We start from the raw sequence: 24,502 nt of genomic DNA, 5'->3' as shown, positions 1-24,502 counted from the left end.
TATGTCGATGAACGCATCCGCACCCATGTCATCCCACGAAGACCTGCCGGGGCTCGCAGCGGCGCCATGGGACGATGGCGGCTATTTCGAACACCACCTCGGCGTTTCGCTGGAGCGGCTGTTGATGCCTCTGGATGGCAGCCATCCCACCGGTTTGCCGGTGCGTGGCACGATGGTGTACCGCATGGTGGAGCAGGCACGCCGCAGTGACGATGCGACCTTGCCGATGGGATCGTGGGCAGTAGAGCTCAAGCGTGCGAACTGGCCCAAAACGTCCTCGCTGATCGCCAGCGTGCTGAGTGGCAGCGCCAAGGATCTGCAGCTTGCTGCGTGGCTGCTGGAGGCGGAAATCCATCAGCGTGGTTTCGCTGCGGTCGCGCCATGCATCACCTTGCTGCGTGGTCTGTGCGATCACTGGTGGGAAACATTGCACCCGCAAGGCGATCACGGTGATTTCGACGCACGCATCAATATCGTGCGCTGGCTCAACGAGAAGCTGACACCGGCGTTGTCACTCGTTCCGCTGGTGGACGATGGCGAGCATGTGGCGAGTTGGTCGCAATGGGAGCTTGCGCATCATTACGAACGCTTGCAGGCGGTACATGGGAAGTTGCCGGAAGAAGCGCAGGAGGCCGCAAGCCTCGATCAGCTGCGCGACTTTTTGGGCACCATTCCGATCGACCATTTGCGTATGAGTTATGCAACCTTGGTCGCCGGGCGAACGTCCGTCGCCGAGTTCGAGGTGTCGTTGCGCCATCACCTCGGCGGCGAAGCTCCGTCGCTCAGTAAGCTCGATGATTTCCTGGCGCGTGCCCAGTCGCCGTTACGCAGCGAGATAACGCGCCGCGGGGAGCCGCTTGAGATGCCATCCGGCCCGACGGAAGCCGAGGCAGCGCCGGCTTCGGGTGTGGCAGTGTCGGAAGAGCTCGATAGTGGTCAGCCCGGTAGCGATACGTCCGGGGCTTTCAGCGACCGCGATCGTGCTTATCAGGCCTTAGCCGAGATTGCGGAGTTCCTGATGCAAATCGAGCCGCACAGCCCGGTGCCTTATCTGCTGCGCCGGGCCGTGCGTTGGGGCGCATTGAATACGGCCGAGCTTTATCAGGAAATTTTCATGAAGTCGAACGCGCAAATCAACGTATTCGAATTGCTTGGCATTCAGGCTGGAGTGGATGAAGCCGACCAATAAATGACGAGAGGACCGGCGCTCTTGCTTTCGTTTTGATGCGGAGCGCGCGAGTCGTCAAGTCACGATGGTGTTGGCTTCTGAAGTGTTCGGAGGGTGAATCATGGCCGTGGCTGAGAGCTGTTTCACCGATGTACCCCACGACTCGGTGGTCAAGGGGATCGGTATCGAGATCGATTATGAAACGTTCTTCAAGCAATACCTTGCGGGTGGTATTGCAAGATTGCCTCCCGCGCCGCTCGTCGCCCGAGGCTGGGCCTCGGCGATGGTGATGTGTTGGCGGTCCTGGCAGGCCAAGGGTGTCGTGGCTGCCGGGCATCCGCTGTTGGTGTGGGACATGGTTGCCGGTGATGGCCATTTCACCGCATTAATGTTGCACGCACTGCGTCAGGCATGGAGCGAGTTTGCTGTATCGGGATGGCAATTCCGTTATGTGGCCTGTGTCGCTCCCGGCACGGATATTGAAGGTTGGTTAATCGAAGCCGGTTTGACGGACGCACCGGAGTTGATGGTCACCGCGGATTCTCCGTGGGACGGAAACGACCCTGTCATGCAGGAGGATTCGTATTCCCCGGTAGTGCTGGTCACCTACGGTTACCTGCGCACGATGTCATGTGCTTTGCGTGCGGTGCACTATGGCCAGTGGCTGGAGGGACGAGTCAAGTTCGACTCGCCGCAGACATTTAACTATGTCTGGTCGCCGATGGACAACGAGGTTTCCGTACCCGCGGTATTGAGGCGGCGATATCAACGCACATTGACCAGCGCGAGCGTGCAGTTGCCCATGGTTGGTTTGGATATGCTGCAGAACTTGCGTAAGGCCAGCGACGGACATTTTCTGTGGTTGGCTGCAGATCGCGGGATAATCAGGGAGAGCGATATCCGATTGGGCGCCCTTTCTCCTTATTCGGATGATGGAGCGGAAGGTGCCAGGGCGTGCATCAACTTTCATGCGTTTGCGCTCGACGCGTCGCTGAACGGGGAATGGGTGTATCAGCGGCAGATGGCCGAATATGGAGTGGTGACGCAGGCGATCTTGGGGGATGCAACACAGGCCATTAGCGAGAGCAACGCCGCCACGGTTTCACGTGTGTTGGATGGCGCGCATCCTGATATGGCTTTTCGCTGCATCGACCTGGCGCATGAATGGCCCACTGGGACACCCGCAGCCTCATACCTTGCGCTGCTTCACTCCACGGACTACGACGCGGAGGTATTGCGCCATGTGCTGGAGGAGTGGGCCGAGGCACCTCCTGTGCTGGCGAATGCAGAACAGATGAGTTGGCGGCAGGCGTTGGCACAAGTATGGAGCCGCTGCTCGCGAGGATCTTGCGATTTGCCGTTCCGGCATCGCCTGGGCGTTCTTGCCGCGCGCTGGGGTTATCTAAGTTTGGCGCGATCTGTGTTCGAGGCCGATTCCAATCATTTTTGCCTCGCCTTTTGCGAGTGGCTGGGCGGTCGTTCGGAACGTGCGGGGAGCTATCTATCCCGTTTGCCGGACGATGATTGCGAAGCGAACGCTTTCAGGCAGGAGTGGATGGCGCGAGCGCATCGCTGGCAAACCCTTGATTGGTACGACTCAGCTTGTGCATGTGACGGCGATCTTTCCATCGAGCCGTTGGGGCTTGAACATGCGCAAGCATTCCATGCCAATTATGCCGATCCTCAGATAGGCGTGCTCACGCGTCTTCCGGAGCTGGATACCGTGGACGACGTATGCGCGTGGATGGCTATGCAAGAGCAGGATCCCCGGCGCGCAACGTACGCAGTGATGCATGTCGATGTAGGTTTCATCGGAGTGGTGAGTTGTCACTCTTGGCGCGATGCCGGCTATTTCTACTTTTGGATCGGTAACGAGTATCAGGGTAACGGTTATGGCAGGCGGGCGGCTCGCCTGCTGTTCCGGCAGGCAGGAAGCCAAGGTATGCGCTGGCTGTTTACTTCCGCGTACCAAGAGAACGCACGTTCCATCGAAGCATTGGAGAACGTGGGTTTTCGGCGTCTCGGCGTTAGCGCCGTACCTCCCGACGAGGATCTGGTGTTCTTTGTCCATGGGCCGGACGAAGAGCTGGCGTCGCATGCGCGGCTGGCAACGGTACTGGCCGAGTTGAATTCATCCATTGCGTTGAAGGACGAACGGCAATGAGCACGACGAGCAAGAAGCGCACGCATAGTGCTGCCTTCAAGCCAAGCATCAGTAAGCCCTCCAAGGATTTGGCGGTTCCGATTGGCAAAGGGCAGGAGCTTGCCGCGCAGAGCAGCAACAAGTTCAAGCGCCGCAAGTTGGCGGCCCCGCCTACGCACAAGCAAATTCAATCCGACGCACAGCGTTTTGGTGCCTCTATGGGCAAGCGCTTCGTAGCGCTCTCGGACACAAAGCGCGCGAAATCCATCATTAAGATGGAAAGTCTTGCTGGTGAGTTGGAGAAGCAGAATAAAAGCCTGCTTCCTTCGAACCACGCCAAGCGTGTGGAAGGTCTGCTTACGGGAAAGAACGTAACGGGCAAAGCTTTCCGGGCCATTGAACCCGGTCTGGATGAGGCGACGCAGTCGCAGACGACTGCGTCATTTCACAGCGGCTTTTCATCCGCGATCAGCAAGGATAAATCCGGTGACGCGCTAAAATTTCAAAAGGCTTTCTTGCGTGTGCAGTCGGCCATGCGAATGAAGACAGAACATGTTGTCGCACCGGTAAGTGAAGGTGGATCGATCTTTGGTCAGCAACATCCAACCCGCAAAGGCATCCCGAAGGTGCAGCAAGGCGGCAGCGCCCATAGTCACGCCGATCGAGAGCGTGCTGCCAATTGGGTGAAGGAGGGCGTCAACTATGCATCACGGACAAAATCGAAGGGAGTGTTTACTCCGCTTGTACGCACAGTGGTAGCAGCCGGTTCTGGCACCCTCGATCGCATGTCGTTCCCATTGTCGGCGGGCAATGTGTCCGGTGGTATGTTCGGTAGCAAGTCAAGCAAAGAGCAGACAACGGCGCGCGAAACCTTCAAAACCATGGTCAATACCGCCGCGGAGCGGGTGAAAATCCAAACGGACAAGAGCACGCAGAAAGTGACAGCCAGCAAGGTTTACACGGAGCGTCCTGGCAGTCCGATACGCAAATGACGATGAGTCGCGACGAATTGTGTATTTCGGCGTAGGTTATCGGCTGAAGAAGGAGTTCATGTGCGGGTTGATTGATCCGGATCAACGGACCGATTCACACTTCTTGACATGCTTTTGCTTGCTTTGGCGCGATGATCGCGCTTGGATAATTCACACAGCAGCCAGGTGGTTTTCCATGATCGAACTCATACCCAATCTTCCCGCCGGCATCCTTGGCTTCCGCATGCATGGGCTGGTCACCGCCAACGATTACGAGAGCGTGATGGTGCCGGACATCGAGGCGGCGTTTGCGCTCAATCAAAAGCTGCGCCTGGTAGTGCATGTGGGCGACGACTTTACGGGGTTTGCCCCCGGGGCCATGTGGGACGACGTCAAGCTGGGATTCCGGCATATCTCTGGATGGGAGAGGACGGCGCTCGTGACCGACGTGGGTTGGATACGTGTCATGGCAAGCATGTTCGGTTTTGCCATGCCCAGCCATTTCCGCCTGTTCGGCAATGAAGCGCTCGACGAAGCCATACGCTGGGTGGCCCAGCCTTTTTAGGCTGCCAGATGCGGGCACGCATGGTTCTGGATCGAGGCATATGGCAATGGGATGTATCAGGCCTGTTACATCTTGCAAGCGGCGCATGCTTATGTTGAAGTCCATGCCATGAACACCCGTGCCGACAGCCTGTTCGTTTTCGACACCGCCTATGCGGTGCGGTCGGCTGTGGCCGCCAATGGCCTGAATAACAACGTCAATAATAATAACCGCCATCGCGGACGGGCCGGCGTGTAGACGAAAGCAGCAAACGACACACGCAAAAGGGCCCGCCAAGTGCGGGCCCTTTTGTTTTCGCGGTTTCACGAGCCAGCAAAGGGAATCAAGTCATGTGCGCCATCTTTGGAATGTTCGATCTTCAGCCGGGTGATGACCTGGCTGCGTTACGTCTGCTGGCGCTGGAGTTGTCCCAGCGCCAGCGTCACCGTGGCCCGGACTGGAGTGGCGTGTTTGTGGATGCTGGCGTGATCCTGGTGCATGAACGTCTTGCCATCGTGGATCCGGCCAGCGGTGCGCAACCGTTGCGTTCCCGCGACGGTCGCCTGGCCTTGGCCGTGAATGGCGAGATCTACAACCATCGCGAACTGCGCGCGAGCAGCCGCTATGACTTCACGACAGGCTCGGATTGCGAGGTTATCAATGCGCTTTATCAGGAAGAGGGCGTGGACTTCCTCGGCAGGCTCAACGGTATTTTCGCGTTCGCACTGTGGGACGGCCACGAGCAACGCTATCTGATTGCGCGCGATCCGATCGGCGTATGCCCGCTGTACTGGGGGCATGACATGCAGGGCCGGCTTTGTGTGGCCTCGGAGATGAAGGCGCTGGTGGGAGTTTGCGCGGACGTCGCTCCGTTTCCGCCGGGTCATGTGTATGACAGTGCGAGCGGTGAACTGAAGCGTTATTACCATCGTCCGTGGCGCGATTACGCGGTGACGAAAGACCATGCACCCGGTCCTGGCGAATTGCGCCAGGCGTTCGAGCAGGCGGTGCATCGCCAGCTGATGACGGATGTGCCTTACGGTGTGTTGTTGTCCGGTGGCCTGGATTCCTCGCTGGTAGCCGCGTGCGCTGCGCGCTATGCGCGCGAGCGTGTGGAAGATGACGATCGCAGCGAGGCATGGTGGCCGCGCCTGCATTCTTTCGCTATTGGGCTGGAAGGCTCGCCGGACTTGGCAGCAGCGAAAGTGGTGGCGGAAGCATTGGGGACTGTGCATCACGGATTCGTCTACACCTTCTGGGAAGGACTGGATGCACTGCCGGAAGTCATTCGCCATATTGAAACCTACGACGTCACGACGATTCGCGCGTCGACGCCGATGTATCTATTGGCGCGGCGGATCAAGGCCATGGGCGTGAAGATGGTGTTGTCGGGCGAAGGCTCGGACGAAATCTTCGGCGGCTATCTGTACTTTCATAAAGCACCCTCGGCGGAAGCCTTCCACGAGGAAACCGTGCGCAAGCTAGATGCACTGCACAGCTACGACTGCCTGCGTGCGAACAAATCGATGATGGCGTGGGGCGTGGAGGCGCGCGTTCCGTTCCTCGATCTGGAATTCATGGAAGTCGCCATGGGCATGGACGCCGCGCACAAAATGGCGGGCAACGGGCGCATCGAGAAAGCGGTATTGCGCGAGGCTTTTGCGGGTGCGTTGCCGGAATCGATCCTGTGGCGTCAGAAAGAGCAGTTCAGCGACGGCGTCGGCTATGGCTGGATCGACGGCCTGAAAGCCCACGCCGAACAAGCGGTCAGCGATCGGGAATTTGCCGCCGCAGCGGCACGCTATCCGTTCAATACGCCGACGACCAAGGAGGCTTATCTGTATCGACGCATCTTCGAAAAATATTTTCCTGGCGAAGCCTGCGCGGCCACCGTGCCGGGCGGCAAATCGATCGCCTGTTCGTCGCCGGCGGCGTTGGCCTGGGATCCGGCCTTTGCGGCAATGGCCGATCCATCGGGGCGTGCGGTGCTTGGCGTGCATACGCATGCCTTGGAGGCGGTTGTTGAGTGAAGGTGTGTTTCAGGCGGCCGGAGGGGTGCAAGGGTTTTTCAGGCATCCCTTCGTTACGGGTTTAGGTCATTGAAGATGGCCATGTGGCAACAGGCCGGCAGTCGAATTCGAGGAGTTGTCCAGCTTGAGTTCGCTGCATGGAGAGAAACCGCAGGGTGATGCCCAGACCCCGCGCAATCAGCGATGCAGAAAAGGCTACGGCAGTAGACAGCATCCGGTTGCCTGTCGAACGGCCTTCTCTCGAACCGGCCCGGCGCCCGGCTGGCATTATGCGGGTTCACACTGAGGCGTTCCGGCGACTTATGCCAGCCATGCCTCCGGGCATCGATCAGCGCGATGAACTGGGCTCTGGCGCCCGTGGTTTGCTACGATAGTTGTTTAACTCGCGCCCCTCCGGGCGCCATCCCACCAGGTTCAACCCAACATGATCGAAACCAATCCGATCCTTGCGCAGATCGCGGACCTCAAAGGCCGCATCGAGTCGCTTAGGGGGTATCTTTGACTACGACACCAAGCGCGAGCGCCTGGAAGAAGTAAGCCGCGAGCTGGAAAGCCCCACCGTCTGGGATGATCCGCCGCGTGCGCAGGAATTGGGCCGCGAGCGCGCCCGTCTCGACACCATCGTCAGCGGCATCGATCACATCACTTCCGGCCTGGCCGACGCCGGCGAGCTCGTGGAGATGGCGGCGGCGGATGGCGACGATGCCACCGTGCAGTCCGTACAGAACGATGTCGCCAAACTTGAGGCGAACGTGAGCAAGCTGGAATTCCAGCGCATGTTCTCCGGCAAGATGGATGCGGCCAACGCCTTCGTCGACATCCAGGCCGGCGCCGGCGGTACCGAAGCGCAAGACTGGGCCGAAATGTTGCTGCGCATGTATTTGCGCTGGTGCGAGTGGCGCGGCTGGAAAACCGAGTTGATGGAAGTGAGTGCGGGCGACGTCGCCGGTATCAAATCCGCCACCTTCCGCGTCGAGGGCGACTATGCCTATGGTTGGCTGAAGACCGAAATCGGCGTGCATCGGCTGGTACGCAAGAGCCCGTTCGACTCCGACAACCGCCGGCACACCAGTTTCACGTCGGTGTTCGTATCGCCGGAAGTCGATGACGACATCGATATCGAGATCAACCCGGCCGACCTGAAAACGGACGTCTACCGCTCGTCCGGCGCGGGTGGTCAGCACGTCAACAAGACCGAATCGGCCGTGCGTATTACCCACGTGCCGACCGGCGTGGTGGTGGCCTGCCAGACCGAACGCAGCCAGCATGCCAACCGCGATCGCGCGATGAAAATGCTGGCCGCCAAGCTGTACGAACTGGAGATGCAGAAGCGCAATGCCGAGAAGGATGCGGTAGAGGCCACCAAGTCGGATATCGGCTGGGGCAGCCAGATCCGCAACTACGTGTTGGACCAGAGCCGCATCAAGGATCTGCGCACTGGCATTGAGCGCACCGATACGCAGAAAGTACTGGATGGCGATCTGGACGAATTCGTCGAGGCGAGCCTGAAGGCGGGCCTGGATGCCGGCGCCAAACGCCTCGATGCCTGATGATGAATAGGCCCGGCTGCTGATGGGAGAGTCCTACCATGCATGGCAAGAAATGTTGCGGAATGCTGTTCGCGTGCGTCGCGCTAGCGGCGTTCAGCCATACGGTGAAAGCGCAGCCTGGCACCTTCGGCCAGGACGTCAAGCAGGATGCGAAAGACGCCGGGCATGACATCGGCAACGGTGCCCGCGACGTCGGACACGCGACCGCACATGTGGCCCGATCGATCGGGCACGGCGCGAAAGAAGCTGGGACGGGCATCGGACACGGTGCGAAGGAAGCCGGCCACGGCATTGCACATGGCGCGCGTGAAGGTTGGGATGCCACCAAGCACGCAGTCAAGCAGGTGTTTCATAAGGGCGATTGACGAGCAGCGACAGGTTGAAGGAACGCCTTCCGACGTTGCCCGGCAATCAAGCACGACATAAATAAGCGTTCGACCGTCGGCGCGAGCGCCGACCATAAATGGAATCTCCATGAGTGAACCTACCGACAATCCGATCGTCGACGAGAACAAGCTGATCGCCGAGCGTCGCGAAAAACTGAAAGCGCTGCGCACACAAGGCATCGCGTTCCCGAACGATTTCAAAGTCGATAGCTTTGCGGGCGACTTGCAAACCGAGTTTGCCGATAAAGACGTCCATACCGCCGAAGCCATCGAGGCGGCTGCGCGTCGTGTGAAAGTGGGCGGCCGCATCGTGCTCAAGCGCGTGCAGGGCAAGGTGAGCTTCGTACAGTTGCAGGATTTCACTGGGCGCATCCAGCTTTTTGTGCATCAGGGCACGGTGGGCGAAGCCACCTACGAAGCGTTCAAGAGCTGGGACGTGGGTGACGTCGTCGGCGCCGAAGGCGTGCTGATGCGTACCAAGACCGGCGAGCTGTCGGTGAAGCTTGATCGTTTGCGCCTGCTGACCAAAAGCCTGCGCCCGTTGCCGGATAAGTGGCACGGCCTCGCGGATGTGGAACAGCGCTATCGCCAGCGCTACGTCGATTTGATCGTGACCGAAGAAGCGCGCCGCACCTTCATGCTGCGCTCCAAGATCATTGGCTACATGCGCAAGTGGCTGGAATCCGAGCCGCGCCGTTTCATGGAAGTGGAAACACCGATGATGCACGTGATCCCGGGCGGCGCCACGGCGCGTCCGTTCATCACGCATCACAATGCACTGGATATCGACCTGTACCTGCGCGTAGCACCGGAGCTGTACCTGAAGCGCCTGGTGGTAGGTGGCTTCGACCGCGTCTATGAAATCAACCGCAACTTCCGCAACGAGGGCGTGTCCACGCGACACAATCCTGAGTTCACCATGCTGGAGTTGTATCAGGCTTACGCTACCTATCATGAGATCATGGATCTTACCGAAGCGGTGATCCGCGATACGGCGGCGCAAGTGCTCGGCACCACGAAGCTGAACTGGGAAGGCGCGGACATCGATGTCGGCCCGGCTTTCCGCCGCTGGCGCATGGAAGACGCCGTGCTGGAACTGAATCCCGAGATCAAGCGCGAAGAGTTGCGCGATCGCGAGGCGATGGCGGCCCACGCCAAACGCCTCGGCGTGCAGGTCAAGCCGGGTTACGGTTGGGGCAAGCTGCTGCTGGAGATTTTCGAGAAGACGGTGGAGCACACCTTGGTGCAACCCACGTTCATCATCGATCATCCGGTGGAAGTGTCGCCGCTGGCGCGCGAGAACGATACAGACAAGGGCATCACCGATCGCTTCGAGCTGTTCATCAACGGCAAGGAAATTGCCAACGGCTTCTCCGAATTGAACGACCCGGAAGACCAGGCCGCGCGCTTCCAGGCGCAGGTCGATGCAAAAGAATCCGGTGATGACGAAGCGATGCACTTCGATGCGGATTACATCCGTGCACTGGAAGTCGGTTTGCCGCCGACCGGCGGTCTGGGCATCGGCATCGATCGCCTGGTGATGCTGCTTACCGACTCCTCATCCATTCGTGATGTGCTGCTGTTTCCCTATATGCGTCCCGAGGCGTAATGCGTTCTTTCTCCCTCTCTCCCTGGCGAGGAGAAGGTGAGGGGAGGAGCAATCGTGCGTGCAGCAACACGAATGTTGATGCGGCCACGCTTGCGAGGGGGAAGCGTTTTGGGGTGCTGGACAGGCTGGAGCCTGGTTTTGTATTACAGGGCAAGATGGCTTTCGACCAGCCCTGAAGCTTGAGGGCCGCCTGTGCTTCGCCATCTTGCCATCTCTGTCACGATAAAACTTCGCCAGATCCCATCGTCCCGGCCTTCGCCGGGGCGATGGCCGGTAAAAGAGTCATCGACTCAAAACTCCAGCTCCTGCGACGCGCACAGATAATCGATCATCGGCGCGAGCCGTTTGTAACTGGCCACCATATACGGCATCAATTCCGACGAACATGCCAAGGCTTCGTCGAACTGTTCACCTGCTGCGAAATCCTTGCGTTTGAGATCGTCGATCAACTCGTGATCCGCATCGAATCCGCGCGGCGGCCGTGTCAGTGATTCGCCCCAGAAGCCAAAGTGTTCGCGAAATGCTTTGCTCTGGGTGGCGCGCTTCCAGGCAGCGGGGTTATCTGCCAGAAAAGCGCGAATCCGTTTCAGTGCATCCGCCTCTGGATGCCACATGCCTCCGCCAACGAAGCAATCGCCGGGCTGGATGTGTACATAAAACGAAGGCGCCGGAATCTCATGCCGGCGCTCATGGAAAAAGCGTGCGCTTGCCCAGGGTTTGTACGGATCCTTGTCGCCGGAAAAGCGCGTATCCCGGTGAACACGAAACAGCGAACCGCCATTCTTGCGCGGATCGGCGCGATAGTGCGCGCTGATTTTCGCCAGAGGCGCTTGCATGTCCGTGATCAGTTGCAGGAACGGATCGCGCACGTCGCGCTCGTAATCGGCTTTATGCGCCAGAAACCATTGGCGGTTGTTGTTGCGGGCCAGCCCTTTCAAAAAGCGGAAGGTAGCGGGTGAAAAGTAGGCACGGGACATGTTTGCGAGTGGTCCTGTCAGGCGATGACGCCAGCCTCGGTGGCGAGCTGTTCGCCCCAGGCTTGCAGTGGATCGAGCAAAGCGGCTTTATCGCTTGCCAGAGGCGTGGTGCGCAACTGGGCAATGTGGGCGAAGTAATCCGAGAGAGTGAGCGTGGTAAGCGGAGTAGGTCGCGTGAGGCGGGTGATGCGGAAAGCCTCCCATCGCGCGCGCTCGTCCGGCGTCAGTGTCTCCGGCCAGTTGCGTGCGCGATAGCGAAACAGCAGTTCCGTATAGCGCGGATCGCGAAAGTCGAAGCCACGCTGGCCGAGCTGTTCGGGCGGCGTAGCTCTTACCTCGCGCAGCAGGCGTTTATCCGCATCCGGCAAAAAGCCGCTATAGAGAGCCAGCTCCGGATCTTCCGGTGGCGGCAGTTGCGCCGCCTGCTGGAAAATGCGGCGCAGTTTGTCGCCGAGATCCGTTGCAGCGCGCAGTGTGTCGGCGTGCGCAAGGCAGCGGTCCACATCCAACTGCAATCGCTGCGTATCCACGCCTTTCAGGGTCGATAACGGCGCCAAGGCGGGAGAGCGATTTGCATGCACGGTGCGAAGCGGAACACGTTCAACGCCCTCCGGCAAATCGGCGCGCGGGGTAAACATGCGATCGGCGATGTCATCCGCATCCAATGCCAGCCAATTCGCCGGGTCTTCGCTTAAGTCATAGACAATGATTTCGCCTGGCCGCGAAGGATGCACCGCCAGCGGCGCAATGATCGCGAGGCAACAACGGCTGGCTGGATAACGCGACGAGACGTGCACCAGCGGTGTCATGTGGATGGTGTCGAGCAGTTCGAAAACGCGCTGCTTGCGACGCAAGCTGAAATGCCACTCCCACAAACGCGGCTGGCGCACGCGGATGAGTCGCGCCAGATCGATCAGTGCCTCGACGTCCGACAGCGCGTCGTGCGCGCGCGCCTGCTGCAGATGATTGGCGCTGGCCAGGTGCTCCAGCTTGAAGCTGAGGGCGCCGTCATCGTGCGTGGGCCACACGATGCCTTCCGGTCGCAGCGCCGCGCACATACGCACCAGGTCGATCAAATCCCAGCGCGAATTGCCGTTTTCCCATTCGCGCGCATAAGGCTCGAAAAAATTGCGATACAGAAGCTGGCGTGTGAATTCATCGTCAAAACGCAGCGAGTTGTAGCCCACGCCGCAGGTACCCGGCGCGGCAAGCTGCTCGTGTACGCGGGAGGCGAAATCCGCCTCGATCAAACCTTCGCGCTCGGCCTGCTGCGGAAGGATGCCGGTGATCAGGCACGATTCCGGGCTCGGAGGCATCTCATGCGAAGGTTTGCCGAAAAACATCACCGGCTCCTCGACGACTTCCAGCTCCAGCGTCGTGCGAATGCCGGCAAATTGGACGGGGCGGTCCCGTCTGGAATCGGTGCCGAAAGTTTCGTAGTCGTGCCAGAAGAAAGTCTGCATGCGGGAATGATAGGGGGAGCGGCGCATGCGGAACAGGGAACGCGAACAGGCATGCATGCGCCATAAGCACATGTCCCGGGCTTGGCCCTGCCTACATCCACGTGGTTGGAAAGCAGCCCTTGAGGCATGGGTCAGCGCTGCACGTCCTCATCTCCTGAGCCCCGCTTTGCTAGACTGCGGCCCCTAGGAGGGCGCATGAGCCAAGCGAACGAAGACCACCTCATCTGGATCGACCTGGAAATGACCGGTCTGGATACCGATAACGATTCGATCCTAGAAATCGCCACTATCGTCACCGACAAGGATCTGATCATCCTGGCCGAGGGGCCTGTATTCGCCATCCACCACGAGCTGGAGCGGCTGGAAGCGATGGATGCCTGGAACCGCAACCAGCATCGCCGTTCCGGCTTGTGGGACCAGGTGGCGATGTCTTCCGCAACGCATGCCGAGGCGGAGGAGGCGACACTGGATTTTCTCAAGGCGTGGCTGCTGCCCGGCAGGTCACCGATGTGCGGCAATTCGATCTGCCAGGATCGCCGGTTCCTACATCGCCAGATGCCGCAGCTCGAGCGCTTTTTCCATTACCGCAATCTCGACGTTTCCACGCTCAAGGAGCTGGCGCGTCGCTGGGCACCGACCATCAGCCGCGGCTTCAGCAAGGAATCCGCGCATACGGCATTGTCGGATATTCGCGATTCGATCGATGAGTTGCGTTATTACCGCCAGTACATGGGAGCGTTGGGCGGGGTGGAGCAGAACGCATGATGATCGACCCGTTCGCCACGGTGCTCGATTGCAACGGTCGTTCGCTGGTGCTGGATCGTCCCCGTGTCGTCGGCATCCTCAACATCACGCCGGATTCGTTTTCCGATGGCGGCCAGTTCGCGACGCTGGATGCTGCCGTCGAGCATGGCCTGCAACTCGCACAAGAAGGCGCCGACATGCTCGATGTCGGTGGCGAGTCGACCCGCCCGGGCGCAGCCGACGTATCGGTGGATGAGGAATTGAGCCGCGTCATTCCCGTCATCGAACAACTCATCGCACGCACGTCGCTGCCGATTGCCGTGGATACATCCAAGCCCGAAGTGATGCGCGCGGCCGTGGCAGCCGGTGCCGGCATGATCAACGATGTGTATGGATTGCGCCGCGAAGGAGCATTGGATGCGGTCGCCGAATTGGGCGTGCCGGTATGCCTCATGCACATGCAGGGCGAGCCGCGCAGCATGCAGGACGCGCCGCATTACGACGACGTGGTCGGCGAGGTGCATCGTTTTCTCACAGACCGGCTGTTCGCCAGCGAGCTGGCCGGCATCGACCGGCGCAAAGTGATGGTCGATCCGGGTTTCGGCTTCGGCAAAACGCTGGAACACAATCTGGCTCTGCTGCGTCGCCTGGAACGCTTCGCCGATCTGGGCAGTGGCGTTTATGTAGGGCTGTCACGCAAATCGATGATCGGGGAGATCACCGGCCACACGCTGCCGGCGGAACGTGCCGCCGGCTCGGTAGCCGCCGCCATGATCGCCGTGCAGCGTGGAGCGCGCGTGGTGCGCGTGCACGACGTGGCGCCGACCGTGGACGCCTTGAAGGTATGGCATGCAGTCGATGCGGGTGATGTGCCGGAACGGCGGGATGTTCCCAAGGCGCCGCGCTGGCCGGATGACGACTGAGCGCTGAACAGGACCGGCGCCGCCATCGCGCCTTCTTCACCCCCCTTGCCACAAGGTATTTTTGTTGCGGCAGCAGCGCAGGCAAGGCGGTAAAGGTAAGCTTCTTGGGTGCCGGATGGGCCATGGTCCTTCGGCATGGCAAGGCGGTCGCAAAAGCCGGCCCCGCAGCATTTCAAGCAGGACGTTTCATGAGTCAACGCAAATATTTCGGTACCGATGGCATTCGTGGTCGGGTAGGTCAGTGGCCCATCAGTGCAGACTTCATGTTGCGGCTTGGGCGTGCATTGGGCGTGGTGCTTGGCAGGGCAAGGAAATCTCCGGGGCGTCCCCTGGTACTGATCGGCAAGGACACGCGCGTATCCGGCTACATGTTCGAATCGGCGTTGGAAGCCGGGCTGGTGGCGGCTGGCGCGGATGTGCGCCTGTTCGGACCCATGCCCACACCGGCCGTGGCCTACCTCACGCGCAGCCTGCGTGCCGATGCGGGCATCGTGATCAGCGCCTCGCACAATCCGCATTACGACAACGGCATCAAGTTCTTCTCTGCGCAAGGCGAGAAACTTTCCGATGAGATCGAGGAAGCGATCGAGCAGGAAACCGAAAACGAATTCACCACCGTGGATTCGGAGCATCTCGGCAAAGCCGTGCGCGTCACCGATGCCGTCACGCGCTATGCCGAATTCTGCAAAGCCACCGTGCCCGAGGATTTCAGCCTGGCCGGCATGAAAGTCGTGCTGGATTGCGCACACGGTGCCACCTATCAAGTGGCGCCCAAGGTGTTCAGTGAACTCGGTGCGGAGCTGTACCTCATCGGCGACCGGCCCGATGGTTTCAACATCAATCAGAACTGCGGCTCGATGCACCCGCAAGCACTGCAGCGCGCGGTGGTCGAACACCATGCCGACATCGGGTTTGCTTTCGACGGCGATGGTGATCGCGTGCAAGTGGTCGATCGCCTCGGCATGCTGGGCGATGGCGACGACATGCTTTACGTGCTGGCCTGCAGCTGGAAGGCACGCGGGATGCTGAAGGGGCCCGTCATCGGCACGCTGATGAGCAACTACGGTTTGCAACAAGCACTCGCAGGTCTTGGTGTGGAACTGATTCGCGCCAATGTCGGCGACCGCTTCGTGCTGCAAAAACTGAAAGAACACCACGGCGTGCTCGGCGGTGAAACCTCCGGACACCTGCTTTGCCTGGATCGCGCGACCACCGGCGACGGTATCGTGGCAGCGCTGGCGCTGCTGGAAGCATTGAAGCTATCCGGGCAGGATCTGGTCGCCGCACGCCAGGGGCTGAAAAAAATGCCCCAGGTGATGATCAATGTGCGCGCGCCCGGCGCACGCGAAGCCTTGAATACCGATGCGGTGCGCAAGGCGCTGGCCGATACCGAGCAGGCGCTTTACGGGCGTGGTCGCGTGGTGCTGCGAGCATCCGGCACCGAGCCCTTGGTGCGCGTGACGGTGGAAGCCGCCGACGAGACGGAAGTCAGGCAGATGGCCGAACGCCTCGCGGACGTCGTAAAATCCGTCACCGAACGCTCGTGAACCAGTAGCGCCAGGCACGCCGCCGGCACTGCGAACAGGTCCCCAGGTCGCCATGGAGTGGAGCCTGTCTACGTGTATCCAGACAGACTCCGAGGCCCGACGTGCACCGCCCCTGCGGTGGCGGAACACAAGTCGACCGCACGCCAAACCTGGAAAGCCTCATGGACACACCGGTAACAAGCAAGAAAGTTCCCACCCTCGATATCCGTCGCTACGACACCGATCGTGCCGCTTTTGTGGCCGAACTCGGCGCGGCCTATCGCGAATTCGGTTTTTGCTGCATCAGCGGCCACGGTCTTTCCCCGTCACTGATCGATGGCGCGTACGACGTCTTTCAGCGCTTTTTCGCGCTGCCCACCGATATCAAGATGAAATACCACGTGCCGGGTTCCGGCGGTGCGCGTGGTTATACGCCGTTCAAAGTGGAAACCGCCAAGGACAGCCGCTATCCCGATTTGAAGGAGTTCTGGCACGTCGGCCGCGAGATCGATCGCGATTCGCGTTATGCCGATCGGATGCCGCCGAATCTGTGGCCGTCTGAAGTCTCCGGTTTCCGCGAATACGGCTATGGCTTGTTCGAAGCGCTGGATCAGCTGGGCGGCCGTCTGCTGCGTGCGCTGGCCTTGCACATCGATCTGCCGGAAAACTACTTCGACGACAAGATCGACCAGGGCAACTCCATCCTGCGCCCGATCCATTACCCACCGATCACGGAAGAAAACATTCCCAATGTGCGGGCCGGAGCGCACGAAGACATCAACTTCATCACTTTGCTGGTCGGCGCCAGCGCCGAAGGTTTGGAAGTGCTGACGCGCGACGACGAATGGCTGCCGATCACCACCGAAGGCGATGCCATCGTGGTGAATATCGGCGACATGCTGCAGCGCTTGTCCAACCACGTCTATCCATCCACCACCCATCGCGTGGTGAACCCTCAGAACGCCAATGCGCGCAAGCCGCGTTATTCCGTGCCGTTCTTCCTGCACCCCAATCCCGATGTCGTGCTCGATCCCTTGCCCCAATGCATAACGCCGGACAATCCAAGCCGCTACGACACCTCGATCAACTCGCACGAATACCTCATGCAGCGCCTGCGCGAGATCAAGCTGATCTGATTAGCCGCTTCATATCCTGGCAAGCCTACCCCACCTCAACCCTCCCCTGCATGCAGGGGAGGGGGTGAGAGCTCGCATACATGCGCTTGTGGTGCCGGGGCGACATTGCATCGCTTCGCATGCAGTTTTTCAGAGAGCTCCACCGCAGCGCATAGCACCATTTGCATCGACATATTTCAAAACCGCGAAGAACAGTTCCCTTCCCTACGTGCAGTAGGGGAGGGGTAGGGTGGGGTGAAGCCTTCCATTTCGCAGCAAGCTCACTCAACCCGCCTCAGCCCTCTCTTGCGGGCGGAAAGGTGGCAACACGCACTATTCAAAATCCCACCCATTCGCAAACGCAATGCATGTGCTTCTCATTGCGCAGCTTCAGTCGATAACCGGCTAAAGTCGCGCAGTTATCCAGGGAGATCGTTTCATGTCCGCCGCGCACCGCCATCATCAACACAAAGAAAAGCATTTCACCTTTTCGGATACGGTGCGTGACGTCGTCATTGGCATGGCCGATGGCCTTACCGTGCCTTTCGCGCTGGCGGCGGGTCTGTCGGCGGCGAGTGTGGCCAGTCGTGTGGTGGTCGTGGCCGGCGTAGCGGAAATCGCAGCCGGTGCCGTAGCGATGGGGTTGGGCGGCTATCTCGCTGCGCGCGGGGAAATGGATCACTACCATGCCGAGCGCAGCCGCGAATTTCGCGAAGTGCGTGAGCTTCAACGCGAAGAAGAACGCGAAATCGTCGACATCTTCAAAGGCTACGGATTGGATCGCACCGCATGCGAGCCGATCCTGACGCACTTTCGCAACGATCATGAAGCCTGGGTGGATTTCATGATGCGTTTCGAACTGGGTCTCGAAACGCCAGAGCCGGGTCGAGCGCTACGCAGCGCGGCAACCATCGGTGGTGCTTACGTGGTGGGCGGCCTGGTGCCATTGGCGCCCTATATGCTGATCGATCGATTGCAGCCAGCGCTGCTGGTTTCCATTGTCTGCACCGGTATCGCACTCGCGGTGTTCGGTGCTGCCAAAAGCCGCTTCACCGGCGTCAGTACGTTGCGCAGTGCCGTGCAAACCGTGTTGATCGGCGGACTCGCTTCCGCCACCGCGTTTCTGCTGGCGCACTGGATCGGTGGGTGAGCCGGCCACGAGCCGGCTCGTACCTCCGCAAGAAGCGATTAATCGTGCGCCCGATAACGACGGGATTGCCGGGCTGACATCTTCAGCGCGAGGCGATCCGGCATCAGCTTGAAAAGTGATTTGATCGTGCGATTCACTCGGCCCGTTACGTACACCGCATCGCCACGCTCCACCGCATCGATGCCTTCCTGCACCACATCCTCGGCGCGTTGCCACATGAAATCAGGCAGCTTGTTCATCAGCGCGCGTGTGCCGGTGACGTCGTGGAACTCCGATCGCGTAAAACCTGGGCATAGCGCGCAGACGTGGATGCCAAGCTCCTGGTTTTCCAATGCGAGTGATTGGGAAAACTTGATCAAATAAGCCTTGCTCGCCGCGTACAGCGTGTGCTTCGCCGTGCCGGGTACGTGGCCGGCCAGCGATGCCACATTCACGATGCGGCCGTATTGGCGTTCGCGCATGCCACGGATCAAGCGCCACGCCAGCTCCGTTGGTGCGGTCACCAGCACGCGAAGAAAATCCGCGTGTACTTGCCAATCGCTTTCGTCGAAGCGTCCCGGCACACCGTAGCCGGCATTGTTGATCAGCCAATCCACCCGCAGCCCGCGTTCGTCCAGTTCGCGGCAAAGCTGCTCGACGGCATGCGGCATAGCGAGATCGGCCGTCAATACCGTTACATTCACGCCATGGGCACGGCGTACGTCGTCAGCTAACGTTTCCAGGCGGTCGGTGCGTCGCGCCGTCAGCACCAGATCATGTCCGCGGGCGGCAAGAGCACGGGCGAAGGCCGCTCCGATGCCGGCGGAGGCACCGGTAACCAGGCTCAGCGGGCGGGCTTGGGTCATGGGCATTCCTAATAGGCAGTAAAGGGTGGAGCGCCGCAAGTTGCTGCGTCTCCGAGCGGTGGCTAAGCTTGCCAGCTTTCTTTGCAACGGATGCGGTCATGCGGAAGAAACTTGTTGGTGGTAACTGGAAGATGCATGGCAGCCGATCGATGGCGGATGGCCTGGTGGAAGAGATCGCCAACGCCAATCCATCCAGCGACATCGACGTGCTGATCTTCCCGCCCTATCCGTATCTGGCCCAGGTTGTGAGCAAGTTCGGGGATTCCGGCCTGGGTTTCGGCTCGCAAGACATCAGCGAACATCAAAACCCCGGCCCCCACACCGGCGAAGTGTGCGCCGCTATGGTGGCGGACGTTGGTGCCCAATGGACTCTGGTCGGCCATTCCGAACGCCGCCATCACCACACCGAAAGCGACGAAAAAGTTGCCCGCAAATTTGCTGCAGCCCGTGCTGCAGGTCTTACGCCCATTCTTTGCGTAGGGGAGACCCTGCATCAGCGCGAATCCGGCAAGACCATGGACGTGATCGCGCATCAGCTCGGCGCCGTGCTCACTCTGAGCGGCGTTGCCAGCTTCGACACCGCCGTGATCGCCTACGAGCCGGTCTGGGCCATCGGCACCGGCTGCAACGCCACCCCCGAACAAGCCCAAGAGGTGCATGCCTTCATCCGTAGCCAACTCGCGCGGGAGGATGCTATGATTGCCCGTCTGACCCGGCTGCTTTATGGCGGTAGCGTCAAGGCGTCCAACGCTGCGGAACTGTTCGCGCAGCCGGATGTGGATGGAGGGTTGATCGGCGGTGCTGCACTGGTAGCGACCGAATTCCTGGCCATCTGCGACGCAGCCCGTTAAGCGACACCGACTCTTACGCGAGACACCATGTTCGTCATCTTCAGCGTGTTTTACATCCTGATCGCTGCGGCAATGATCGTGCTGATCCTTATGCAGCGCGGTGCCGGTGCAGACGCCGGTTCCGGCTTTGGCGCTGGCGCCTCGGCCACAGTGTTTGGCGCGCGTGGTTCGGCCAACTTCCTGTCGCGTTCCACTGCCGTGCTCGCCGCGCTGTTCTTTGCGCTCAGCCTCGGCATGGGCATCTACCTGAAGACAAATGGCGGTGCCATTCGTCAGCAGCAGGCCAACAGCGATCTGGGCGTCATGTCGGCTCTTGGCAACAAGGCCACCAAGCCGCAAAATGCGCAACCCGCTGCGCCGGCCCAGCCGAAGGCAGCCGTACCGGCCACCGGCAACGGCGACGTGCCGTCCGCACAGCCGGCACCGGCAGCCAAAACACAGCAAGGTGAAGTCCCCGCCGCCACCCCGGCGCCGGCTTCAACCAGCAAGCACTAAAAACGAAACAACACCTGCCCAGGTGGCGGAATTGGTAGACGCACTACCTTGAGGTGGTAGCGACGCAAGTCGTGGGGGTTCGAGTCCCCCCTTGGGCACCAACACCATGCTTCAGGATGTTTCTTATAGTCCCAGAAGCTCAATGAAACCCGCTGCTTAGCGGGTTTTTTGTTTCTTATTGGTCTCAGGCGAATTCACGGAAGCGCAACAATTTGTGTATGCTTTTGAGTGTTTTTTAAATTCATACAATTTGATATTGGCCTTTCCCTTGCTTAGTTTTGGGCCTGCTTTAATAGTGTTGTAAGGACAGGGGAATGGACCTTCGGATTGAGGATCTTCTGGATTTTCCTAGTATCCAGCAGCTTGCGGGAGCTCTTTGGCGGCAACCGTCAAATGGCAAAGGAGCTGCCGTGCTGGTGGGCTCCGGCTTCAGTAGAAACGCCGAACGAGCTACGGCAGATACACCAGAGCCGCCACTATGGAGACATCTTCTGGATGAGATGGCTCGGCGGCTTTATCCCCACGACCCGACTCGTGCAACGTCCGATCCGCTGCGGCTTGCCGAGGAGTTTCGCGCTTACTTTGGGCAAAGTGCGCTTGATGACTTTATAAGGGCTGCGATTCCTGACGCATCTTGGTATCCAGGCACTGCTCATAAGCGACTTCTTGAACTCCCTTGGACGGAGGTATTGACGACCAATTGGGATACCTTGCTTGAAAGGGCTTCAAAAAAGGTTCTCACGCATAACTATGAGATTGTCCGATCGACTTCTGACTTAGCCCACACGCGGTCACCTCGAATAGTGAAGCTCCATGGAACCGTTGGAGGAAACGAACCATACATATTCGCGGAAGAGGATTATCGAACTTACCCCGTTCGACATGCGGCGATGGTTAACTTCGCTCGCCAAGCATTTATAGAAAATGAGTTGTGCTTACTTGGTTTCTCGGGAGATGATCCCAATTTTTTACAATGGTCTGGATGGGTTCGTGATCACCTCGCCAATGCGTCTCGGCGAATTTATCTTGTTGGGGTACTTGGCCTTGGACCCGCAGCACGAAAACTCCTTGAGAGCAGGAATATCGCTCCTATTGACCTGAAGCCTTTGGTCAAAAATCTTCTTCCTCAGGACCAACATGCTGTTGCCAATGATCGTTTCCTTAGCTTTTTAGAAAGCTCAAAACGACCGATGAGCTATGAATGGAATGCATCTATTGTAACTCATCAATCTCTCATACCGGCGCATGAGGTAGAACTTCTCAAGAAGCCCGAGTACGTAGCCTCAAAGCTGGTGACTTTATCGAGAGAGCTTAACGAAGAGCGTAAACGCTATCCGGGTTGGTTGGTCTGCCCAAATGCATCTCGCCGCCAAATAATTTTTCAAATCGATGGAATTGAGGGCAAGTTGCGTACTGCTAAGCATGCACTAGAAAAGCAGGCCAAAAAATCTTTAGCTGTCGAATTAGCATGGCGCTATGACGTTTCATTTGGTCATCTCTCAACGCTTGCTTATGACTTCATTGTAGACGTTGCTGCCAATCTAGAGAAATCAGATTTAGACAAAAACGAACAAAGGTTGTTGGGAAGTGTGTTACTTCGTCATGCTCGCGAGATTGATGACGATGAAGCGTTCGACCGTTGGGAGAAATTCATGCTTGATCTCGGTCAATTTGATCAAGATGCTATAGCCGAGGCTCACTATCAACGCTGCCTTCGATGCCGAGATAGAGCTGAATTTGATCAACTAGAAAGAGAGGTCGGAAGCATCGAAGGGCATGACCCGGTTTGGCAAATGCGTAAAGCTTTCCTTTTGTCCACTCTTCGTCGATGGGGCGAGACTGAGTCACTTATGTCTGCCGCGCTTGATGATATTCGTGATCGATCAAGTGACGCGCGAGATTCGCTATGGTTGCGGTCTCGACGGACCTGGTCCCAGTGGCTGTTGTATACCGCCTCTGTAAAACGGAAACTTGCTGAAAGGCCAGATTTTTCTGGAGAAAACCTCTTTCGCTGCAATCCTTACGAAGAAATTAGAACTATTCGATCTGACATTCATGAAGAGTTGAGAGATCAACGTGCGATAGAGGCAGAAAGCTTCATTCCTTTATTCGCTCCGGGAACATACCGAGACAACTCCGATACTATCTATTTTCGGTCAACACCAAAGGCATCAGCGGAGCATAGCCTCATGCGCCTGATGGAGACGGTGGGAATTCCGGTTTCCTTCTATCGTTTCAATATGCTCAGTTTTTTTCCTGAGGCGCTATCACTGTCAAAGGAAGATAGCGTTAGGTGGTACCTACAGGCTGCGCAATACGCTAATGACGAAAAACTTCCCCTGACGGTAGCAAACCTAGGTCGAATATCGATCGCACTGCTGGATCGAGTGTTCGTCGCTTCTCTCAAAGAAAGTGTCCTTTCTGCGCTCAACTATTGGCGCAATCGAGCGAACGCTCCTAACCCCCAAGATGCTGAGTCGGCTGCCGCTCCGATAACTGGACTGGTGTCACTTCTTTACCGCCTGACTCCACGACTGGAAGACGATGAGATCAAGGAGTGTTTTTACTTGGGAATGGAGTTGGCGAAAAACAGAATTTTTTTCCGTTTGCCGTCTTCCATGGAGGCGATAGCCAACCTAGTGGAACATGCTGCTCTATCGATGTCGGTCGATGCTAGAAGCAGTGTGAGTTTGGATGCTTTTGAATTTCCTCTCGCTAGTGAGGTTGGGGCTAATCATCCAAGCGATAAATGGCCCGACCCGTTTCAAGCAATTAAGTGTCTAAAGTTGCCAACTTTACGGAAAGTGGAGCCGACAAGATGGTCTATACGCGTGGCCACACTTTTGAACTTAAGCGCCGATACAGCGCATAGGTCAAGCGCTGTTATGCGATTGGTTGGCCTTTCCTTAAAGGGGGAACTGACTACAGCCGAACAGGTCACGTTTGGATCTGCAATTTGGTCAATAAGAGATGCTGCTAATGGATTGCCCGCTGGCACTGGCTTGCATGCTGCCGTATTTACGAAGCTTCCTCATCCTAGTGACGTTGATCCCAAAGTATTGCTTAAGGCGTACCTCTTCTCTGACTCAGATAGCACAAGGAGAGATATTCATTGGCTCTTGGCTTTGGGTTACGCAGCATCAGCGCCTTGGGGTGGAATTCTACCGGCGGCGACACAAGCAAAAAAATTGTTGAGAGTCATCTTAAACGGCGTTAAGGCAATCATGTCGAAGGATAGCCATGACCTCGGCGTTTCTTTTTCTAGGAGACAATGGGTAGCGAGCGCGGGTACTGCTTTAGCAGTATCAATATTTCCGGCCATGAAAGGAAGAGTAAGCGACGATCTGTTCAAAGAGATATTCAATGCCATCAGCTCCCAGTCCATTGCCTTAGCAATTTCCGGACTTCCCTATATTGCTGATAGAAAAAGGGCAAATTCCATAGAAGAAGTAATTCAACATGGACTCTTCAGTGGCGATCAGGAACGCGTCACAGCGGCCACGCAAGCAATCTGTAATTGGCTACGGCTGTGCAAAAAGAGCCGACATATAGCTCCTCCTATGAGACTTATCGATTCGTTGCTTATGGCGTTGGAGGCACGTCAGGCGGCCGGTCTTGTAGCTATTCTTTACTGCTGTAGCGAATTGCTGCGGGGGGATTATTTTAATAGGAGCATGGAGAAAAGGCTCAGGAAGGCCATAGTCACAATTGCAATGGACTATGATTACAAAAACATTGAACCAAAAGATCGAAAGGCTATTTCTGCGTCGATGGTCAGAGTCGAGTGCGTTCGAATCTTGCAAGTCATGCAGTTGAGAAGGGGTGACGAATTTCTACGTCACTGGCTCGAAAACGCGAAGAACGATCCTTTAGTAGAGGTTCGGCACGCAGCTATTGGGGAACCAGATTCTGATGAGGTGTAGTGCTGCCCTGCGTCGGCAGTTCAAGTCCTATAAGGGGCTCGAACTACTTCAAAACTTGGGATAAGGAAGTTGAGCTCTTGCTCTTCAAG

General features: G+C 58.3%; 20 protein-coding genes and 1 tRNA gene. 18 read left to right on the top strand and 3 right to left on the bottom strand.

Translation table 11 applies throughout. The features are described from left to right. The first annotated feature begins 7 nt into the window (after positions 1-7). The 9 genes from tssA (at position 8) to lysS (ending at position 10,401) form a co-directional block, all read left to right on the top strand. The gene (gene tssA, locus AC4HNJ_RS17935) at positions 8-1,189 is read left to right on the top strand and encodes a type VI secretion system protein TssA (protein ID WP_490480973.1); all 1,182 of its coding nucleotides are present in this window, start codon (positions 8-10) and stop codon (positions 1,187-1,189) included. Positions 1,190-1,289: 100 nt separating this feature from the next. After that, complete coding sequence (locus AC4HNJ_RS17930) at positions 1,290-3,332, top strand: GNAT family N-acetyltransferase (protein WP_490480972.1); 2,043 nt, start codon at positions 1,290-1,292, stop codon at positions 3,330-3,332. A gap of 197 nt (positions 3,333-3,529) precedes the next feature. Further along, on the top strand, positions 3,530-4,303 hold the full coding sequence (locus AC4HNJ_RS17925; protein ID WP_490480971.1) for a hypothetical protein: 774 nt from the start codon (positions 3,530-3,532) through the stop codon (positions 4,301-4,303). A 175-nt stretch (positions 4,304-4,478) separates the two neighbouring features. Continuing rightward, a complete protein-coding gene (locus AC4HNJ_RS17920) occupies positions 4,479-4,847 on the top strand; it encodes a SpoIIAA family protein (protein ID WP_490480970.1) in 369 nt (122 codons plus the stop codon). Positions 4,848-4,955: 108 nt separating this feature from the next. Next, on the top strand, positions 4,956-5,084 hold the full coding sequence (locus AC4HNJ_RS17915) for a hypothetical protein (protein ID WP_490480969.1): 129 nt from the start codon (positions 4,956-4,958) through the stop codon (positions 5,082-5,084). 92 nt (positions 5,085-5,176) lie between these two features. After that, positions 5,177-6,856: an asparagine synthase B gene (gene asnB, locus AC4HNJ_RS17910; RefSeq protein ID WP_490480968.1), complete on the top strand. Its 1,680-nt coding sequence runs from the start codon at positions 5,177-5,179 to the stop codon at positions 6,854-6,856. A 424-nt stretch (positions 6,857-7,280) separates the two neighbouring features. Further along, positions 7,281-8,406, top strand: a protein-coding gene (prfB, locus tag AC4HNJ_RS17905; RefSeq protein WP_490480967.1) for a peptide chain release factor 2 whose coding sequence is annotated in 2 segments (ribosomal slippage) — positions 7,281-7,355 and positions 7,357-8,406 — 1,125 coding nt in all. Because the reading frame shifts where the segments join, the coding sequence is not laid out codon by codon here. 38 nt (positions 8,407-8,444) lie between these two features. Then, complete coding sequence (locus tag AC4HNJ_RS17900) at positions 8,445-8,771, top strand: hypothetical protein (RefSeq protein ID WP_490480966.1); 327 nt, start codon at positions 8,445-8,447, stop codon at positions 8,769-8,771. Between the two features lie 109 nt (positions 8,772-8,880). Then, the gene (gene lysS, locus AC4HNJ_RS17895; RefSeq protein ID WP_490480965.1) at positions 8,881-10,401 is read left to right on the top strand and encodes a lysine--tRNA ligase; all 1,521 of its coding nucleotides are present in this window, start codon (positions 8,881-8,883) and stop codon (positions 10,399-10,401) included. 290 nt (positions 10,402-10,691) lie between these two features. On the opposite strand, the gene AC4HNJ_RS17890 is transcribed toward lysS, so the two are convergent. Together AC4HNJ_RS17890 and sbcB are read right to left on the bottom strand one after the other, a co-directional pair. Further along, a complete protein-coding gene (locus tag AC4HNJ_RS17890) occupies positions 10,692-11,378 on the bottom strand; it encodes a DUF2461 domain-containing protein (protein WP_490480964.1) in 687 nt (228 codons plus the stop codon). A 17-nt stretch (positions 11,379-11,395) separates the two neighbouring features. After that, positions 11,396-12,841 (bottom strand): exodeoxyribonuclease I, encoded by a 1,446-nt coding sequence (gene sbcB / locus AC4HNJ_RS17885; RefSeq protein WP_490480963.1) that lies wholly within the window; start codon positions 12,839-12,841, stop codon positions 11,396-11,398. A gap of 195 nt (positions 12,842-13,036) precedes the next feature. On the opposite strand from sbcB, the gene orn reads away from it, so the two are divergent. The 5 genes from orn to AC4HNJ_RS17860 all read left to right on the top strand — a co-directional run bounded on the left by orn (position 13,037) and on the right by AC4HNJ_RS17860 (position 18,299). After that, the gene (gene orn / locus AC4HNJ_RS17880) at positions 13,037-13,606 is read left to right on the top strand and encodes an oligoribonuclease (RefSeq protein ID WP_490480962.1); all 570 of its coding nucleotides are present in this window, start codon (positions 13,037-13,039) and stop codon (positions 13,604-13,606) included. Then, complete coding sequence (folP, locus tag AC4HNJ_RS17875) at positions 13,603-14,508, top strand: dihydropteroate synthase (protein WP_490480961.1); 906 nt, start codon at positions 13,603-13,605, stop codon at positions 14,506-14,508. The genes orn and folP overlap by 4 nt, the downstream gene beginning before the upstream one ends. A 188-nt stretch (positions 14,509-14,696) precedes the next feature. Further along, on the top strand, positions 14,697-16,055 hold the full coding sequence (gene glmM / locus AC4HNJ_RS17870) for a phosphoglucosamine mutase (protein WP_490480960.1): 1,359 nt from the start codon (positions 14,697-14,699) through the stop codon (positions 16,053-16,055). A gap of 161 nt (positions 16,056-16,216) precedes the next feature. After that, positions 16,217-17,170, top strand: a complete 954-nt coding sequence (locus AC4HNJ_RS17865; RefSeq protein ID WP_490480959.1) for an isopenicillin N synthase family dioxygenase — start codon at positions 16,217-16,219, stop codon at positions 17,168-17,170. Positions 17,171-17,588: 418 nt separating this feature from the next. After that, positions 17,589-18,299 (top strand): VIT1/CCC1 transporter family protein, encoded by a 711-nt coding sequence (locus AC4HNJ_RS17860; protein ID WP_490480958.1) that lies wholly within the window; start codon positions 17,589-17,591, stop codon positions 18,297-18,299. 38 nt (positions 18,300-18,337) lie between these two features. Here AC4HNJ_RS17860 and AC4HNJ_RS17855 read toward each other — a convergent pair whose 3' ends face one another. Continuing rightward, on the bottom strand, positions 18,338-19,144 hold the full coding sequence (locus AC4HNJ_RS17855) for an SDR family NAD(P)-dependent oxidoreductase (RefSeq protein WP_490480957.1): 807 nt from the start codon (positions 19,142-19,144) through the stop codon (positions 18,338-18,340). Between the two features lie 98 nt (positions 19,145-19,242). Here AC4HNJ_RS17855 and tpiA point away from each other — a divergent pair, with 98 nt between their 5' ends. The 4 genes from tpiA (at position 19,243) to AC4HNJ_RS17835 (ending at position 24,413) form a co-directional block, all read left to right on the top strand. Further along, the gene (gene tpiA / locus AC4HNJ_RS17850) at positions 19,243-19,995 is read left to right on the top strand and encodes a triose-phosphate isomerase (protein ID WP_490480956.1); all 753 of its coding nucleotides are present in this window, start codon (positions 19,243-19,245) and stop codon (positions 19,993-19,995) included. Positions 19,996-20,022: 27 nt separating this feature from the next. Next, a complete protein-coding gene (gene secG / locus AC4HNJ_RS17845; protein WP_490480955.1) occupies positions 20,023-20,490 on the top strand; it encodes a preprotein translocase subunit SecG in 468 nt (155 codons plus the stop codon). Positions 20,491-20,506: 16 nt separating this feature from the next. Next, positions 20,507-20,591 (top strand) — tRNA-Leu (locus tag AC4HNJ_RS17840). 213 nt (positions 20,592-20,804) lie between these two features. Further along, positions 20,805-24,413, top strand: coding sequence for an SIR2 family NAD-dependent protein deacylase (locus AC4HNJ_RS17835; protein WP_490480954.1), 3,609 nt, complete (start codon positions 20,805-20,807; stop codon positions 24,411-24,413). Positions 24,414-24,502 lie beyond the last annotated feature (89 nt).

The organism is Dyella sp. SYSU CM1112 (genome assembly GCF_058216415.1).
Note: the sequence above shows the minus strand (reverse complement) of the source record. Positions and strands in the feature narration are given on the sequence as shown.

Bases quoted from the DNA above. Each gene is read 5' to 3' on its own strand.
- tssA (WP_490480973.1), top strand. From the start codon at position 8: ATGAACGCATCCGCACCCATGTCATCCCACGAAGACCTGCCGGGGCTC.
- AC4HNJ_RS17930 (WP_490480972.1), top strand. From the start codon at position 1,290: ATGGCCGTGGCTGAGAGCTGTTTCACCGATGTACCCCACGACTCGGTG.
- AC4HNJ_RS17925 (WP_490480971.1), top strand. From the start codon at position 3,530: ATGGGCAAGCGCTTCGTAGCGCTCTCGGACACAAAGCGCGCGAAATCC.
- AC4HNJ_RS17920 (WP_490480970.1), top strand. From the start codon at position 4,479: ATGATCGAACTCATACCCAATCTTCCCGCCGGCATCCTTGGCTTCCGC.
- AC4HNJ_RS17915 (WP_490480969.1), top strand. From the start codon at position 4,956: ATGAACACCCGTGCCGACAGCCTGTTCGTTTTCGACACCGCCTATGCG.
- asnB (WP_490480968.1), top strand. From the start codon at position 5,177: ATGTGCGCCATCTTTGGAATGTTCGATCTTCAGCCGGGTGATGACCTG.
- AC4HNJ_RS17900 (WP_490480966.1), top strand. From the start codon at position 8,445: ATGCATGGCAAGAAATGTTGCGGAATGCTGTTCGCGTGCGTCGCGCTA.
- lysS (WP_490480965.1), top strand. From the start codon at position 8,881: ATGAGTGAACCTACCGACAATCCGATCGTCGACGAGAACAAGCTGATC.
- AC4HNJ_RS17890 (WP_490480964.1), bottom strand. From the start codon at position 11,378: ATGTCCCGTGCCTACTTTTCACCCGCTACCTTCCGCTTTTTGAAAGGG.
- sbcB (WP_490480963.1), bottom strand. From the start codon at position 12,841: ATGCAGACTTTCTTCTGGCACGACTACGAAACTTTCGGCACCGATTCC.
- orn (WP_490480962.1), top strand. From the start codon at position 13,037: ATGAGCCAAGCGAACGAAGACCACCTCATCTGGATCGACCTGGAAATG.
- folP (WP_490480961.1), top strand. From the start codon at position 13,603: ATGATGATCGACCCGTTCGCCACGGTGCTCGATTGCAACGGTCGTTCG.
- glmM (WP_490480960.1), top strand. From the start codon at position 14,697: ATGAGTCAACGCAAATATTTCGGTACCGATGGCATTCGTGGTCGGGTA.
- AC4HNJ_RS17865 (WP_490480959.1), top strand. From the start codon at position 16,217: ATGGACACACCGGTAACAAGCAAGAAAGTTCCCACCCTCGATATCCGT.
- AC4HNJ_RS17860 (WP_490480958.1), top strand. From the start codon at position 17,589: ATGTCCGCCGCGCACCGCCATCATCAACACAAAGAAAAGCATTTCACC.
- AC4HNJ_RS17855 (WP_490480957.1), bottom strand. From the start codon at position 19,144: ATGACCCAAGCCCGCCCGCTGAGCCTGGTTACCGGTGCCTCCGCCGGC.
- tpiA (WP_490480956.1), top strand. From the start codon at position 19,243: ATGCGGAAGAAACTTGTTGGTGGTAACTGGAAGATGCATGGCAGCCGA.
- secG (WP_490480955.1), top strand. From the start codon at position 20,023: ATGTTCGTCATCTTCAGCGTGTTTTACATCCTGATCGCTGCGGCAATG.
- AC4HNJ_RS17835 (WP_490480954.1), top strand. From the start codon at position 20,805: ATGGACCTTCGGATTGAGGATCTTCTGGATTTTCCTAGTATCCAGCAG.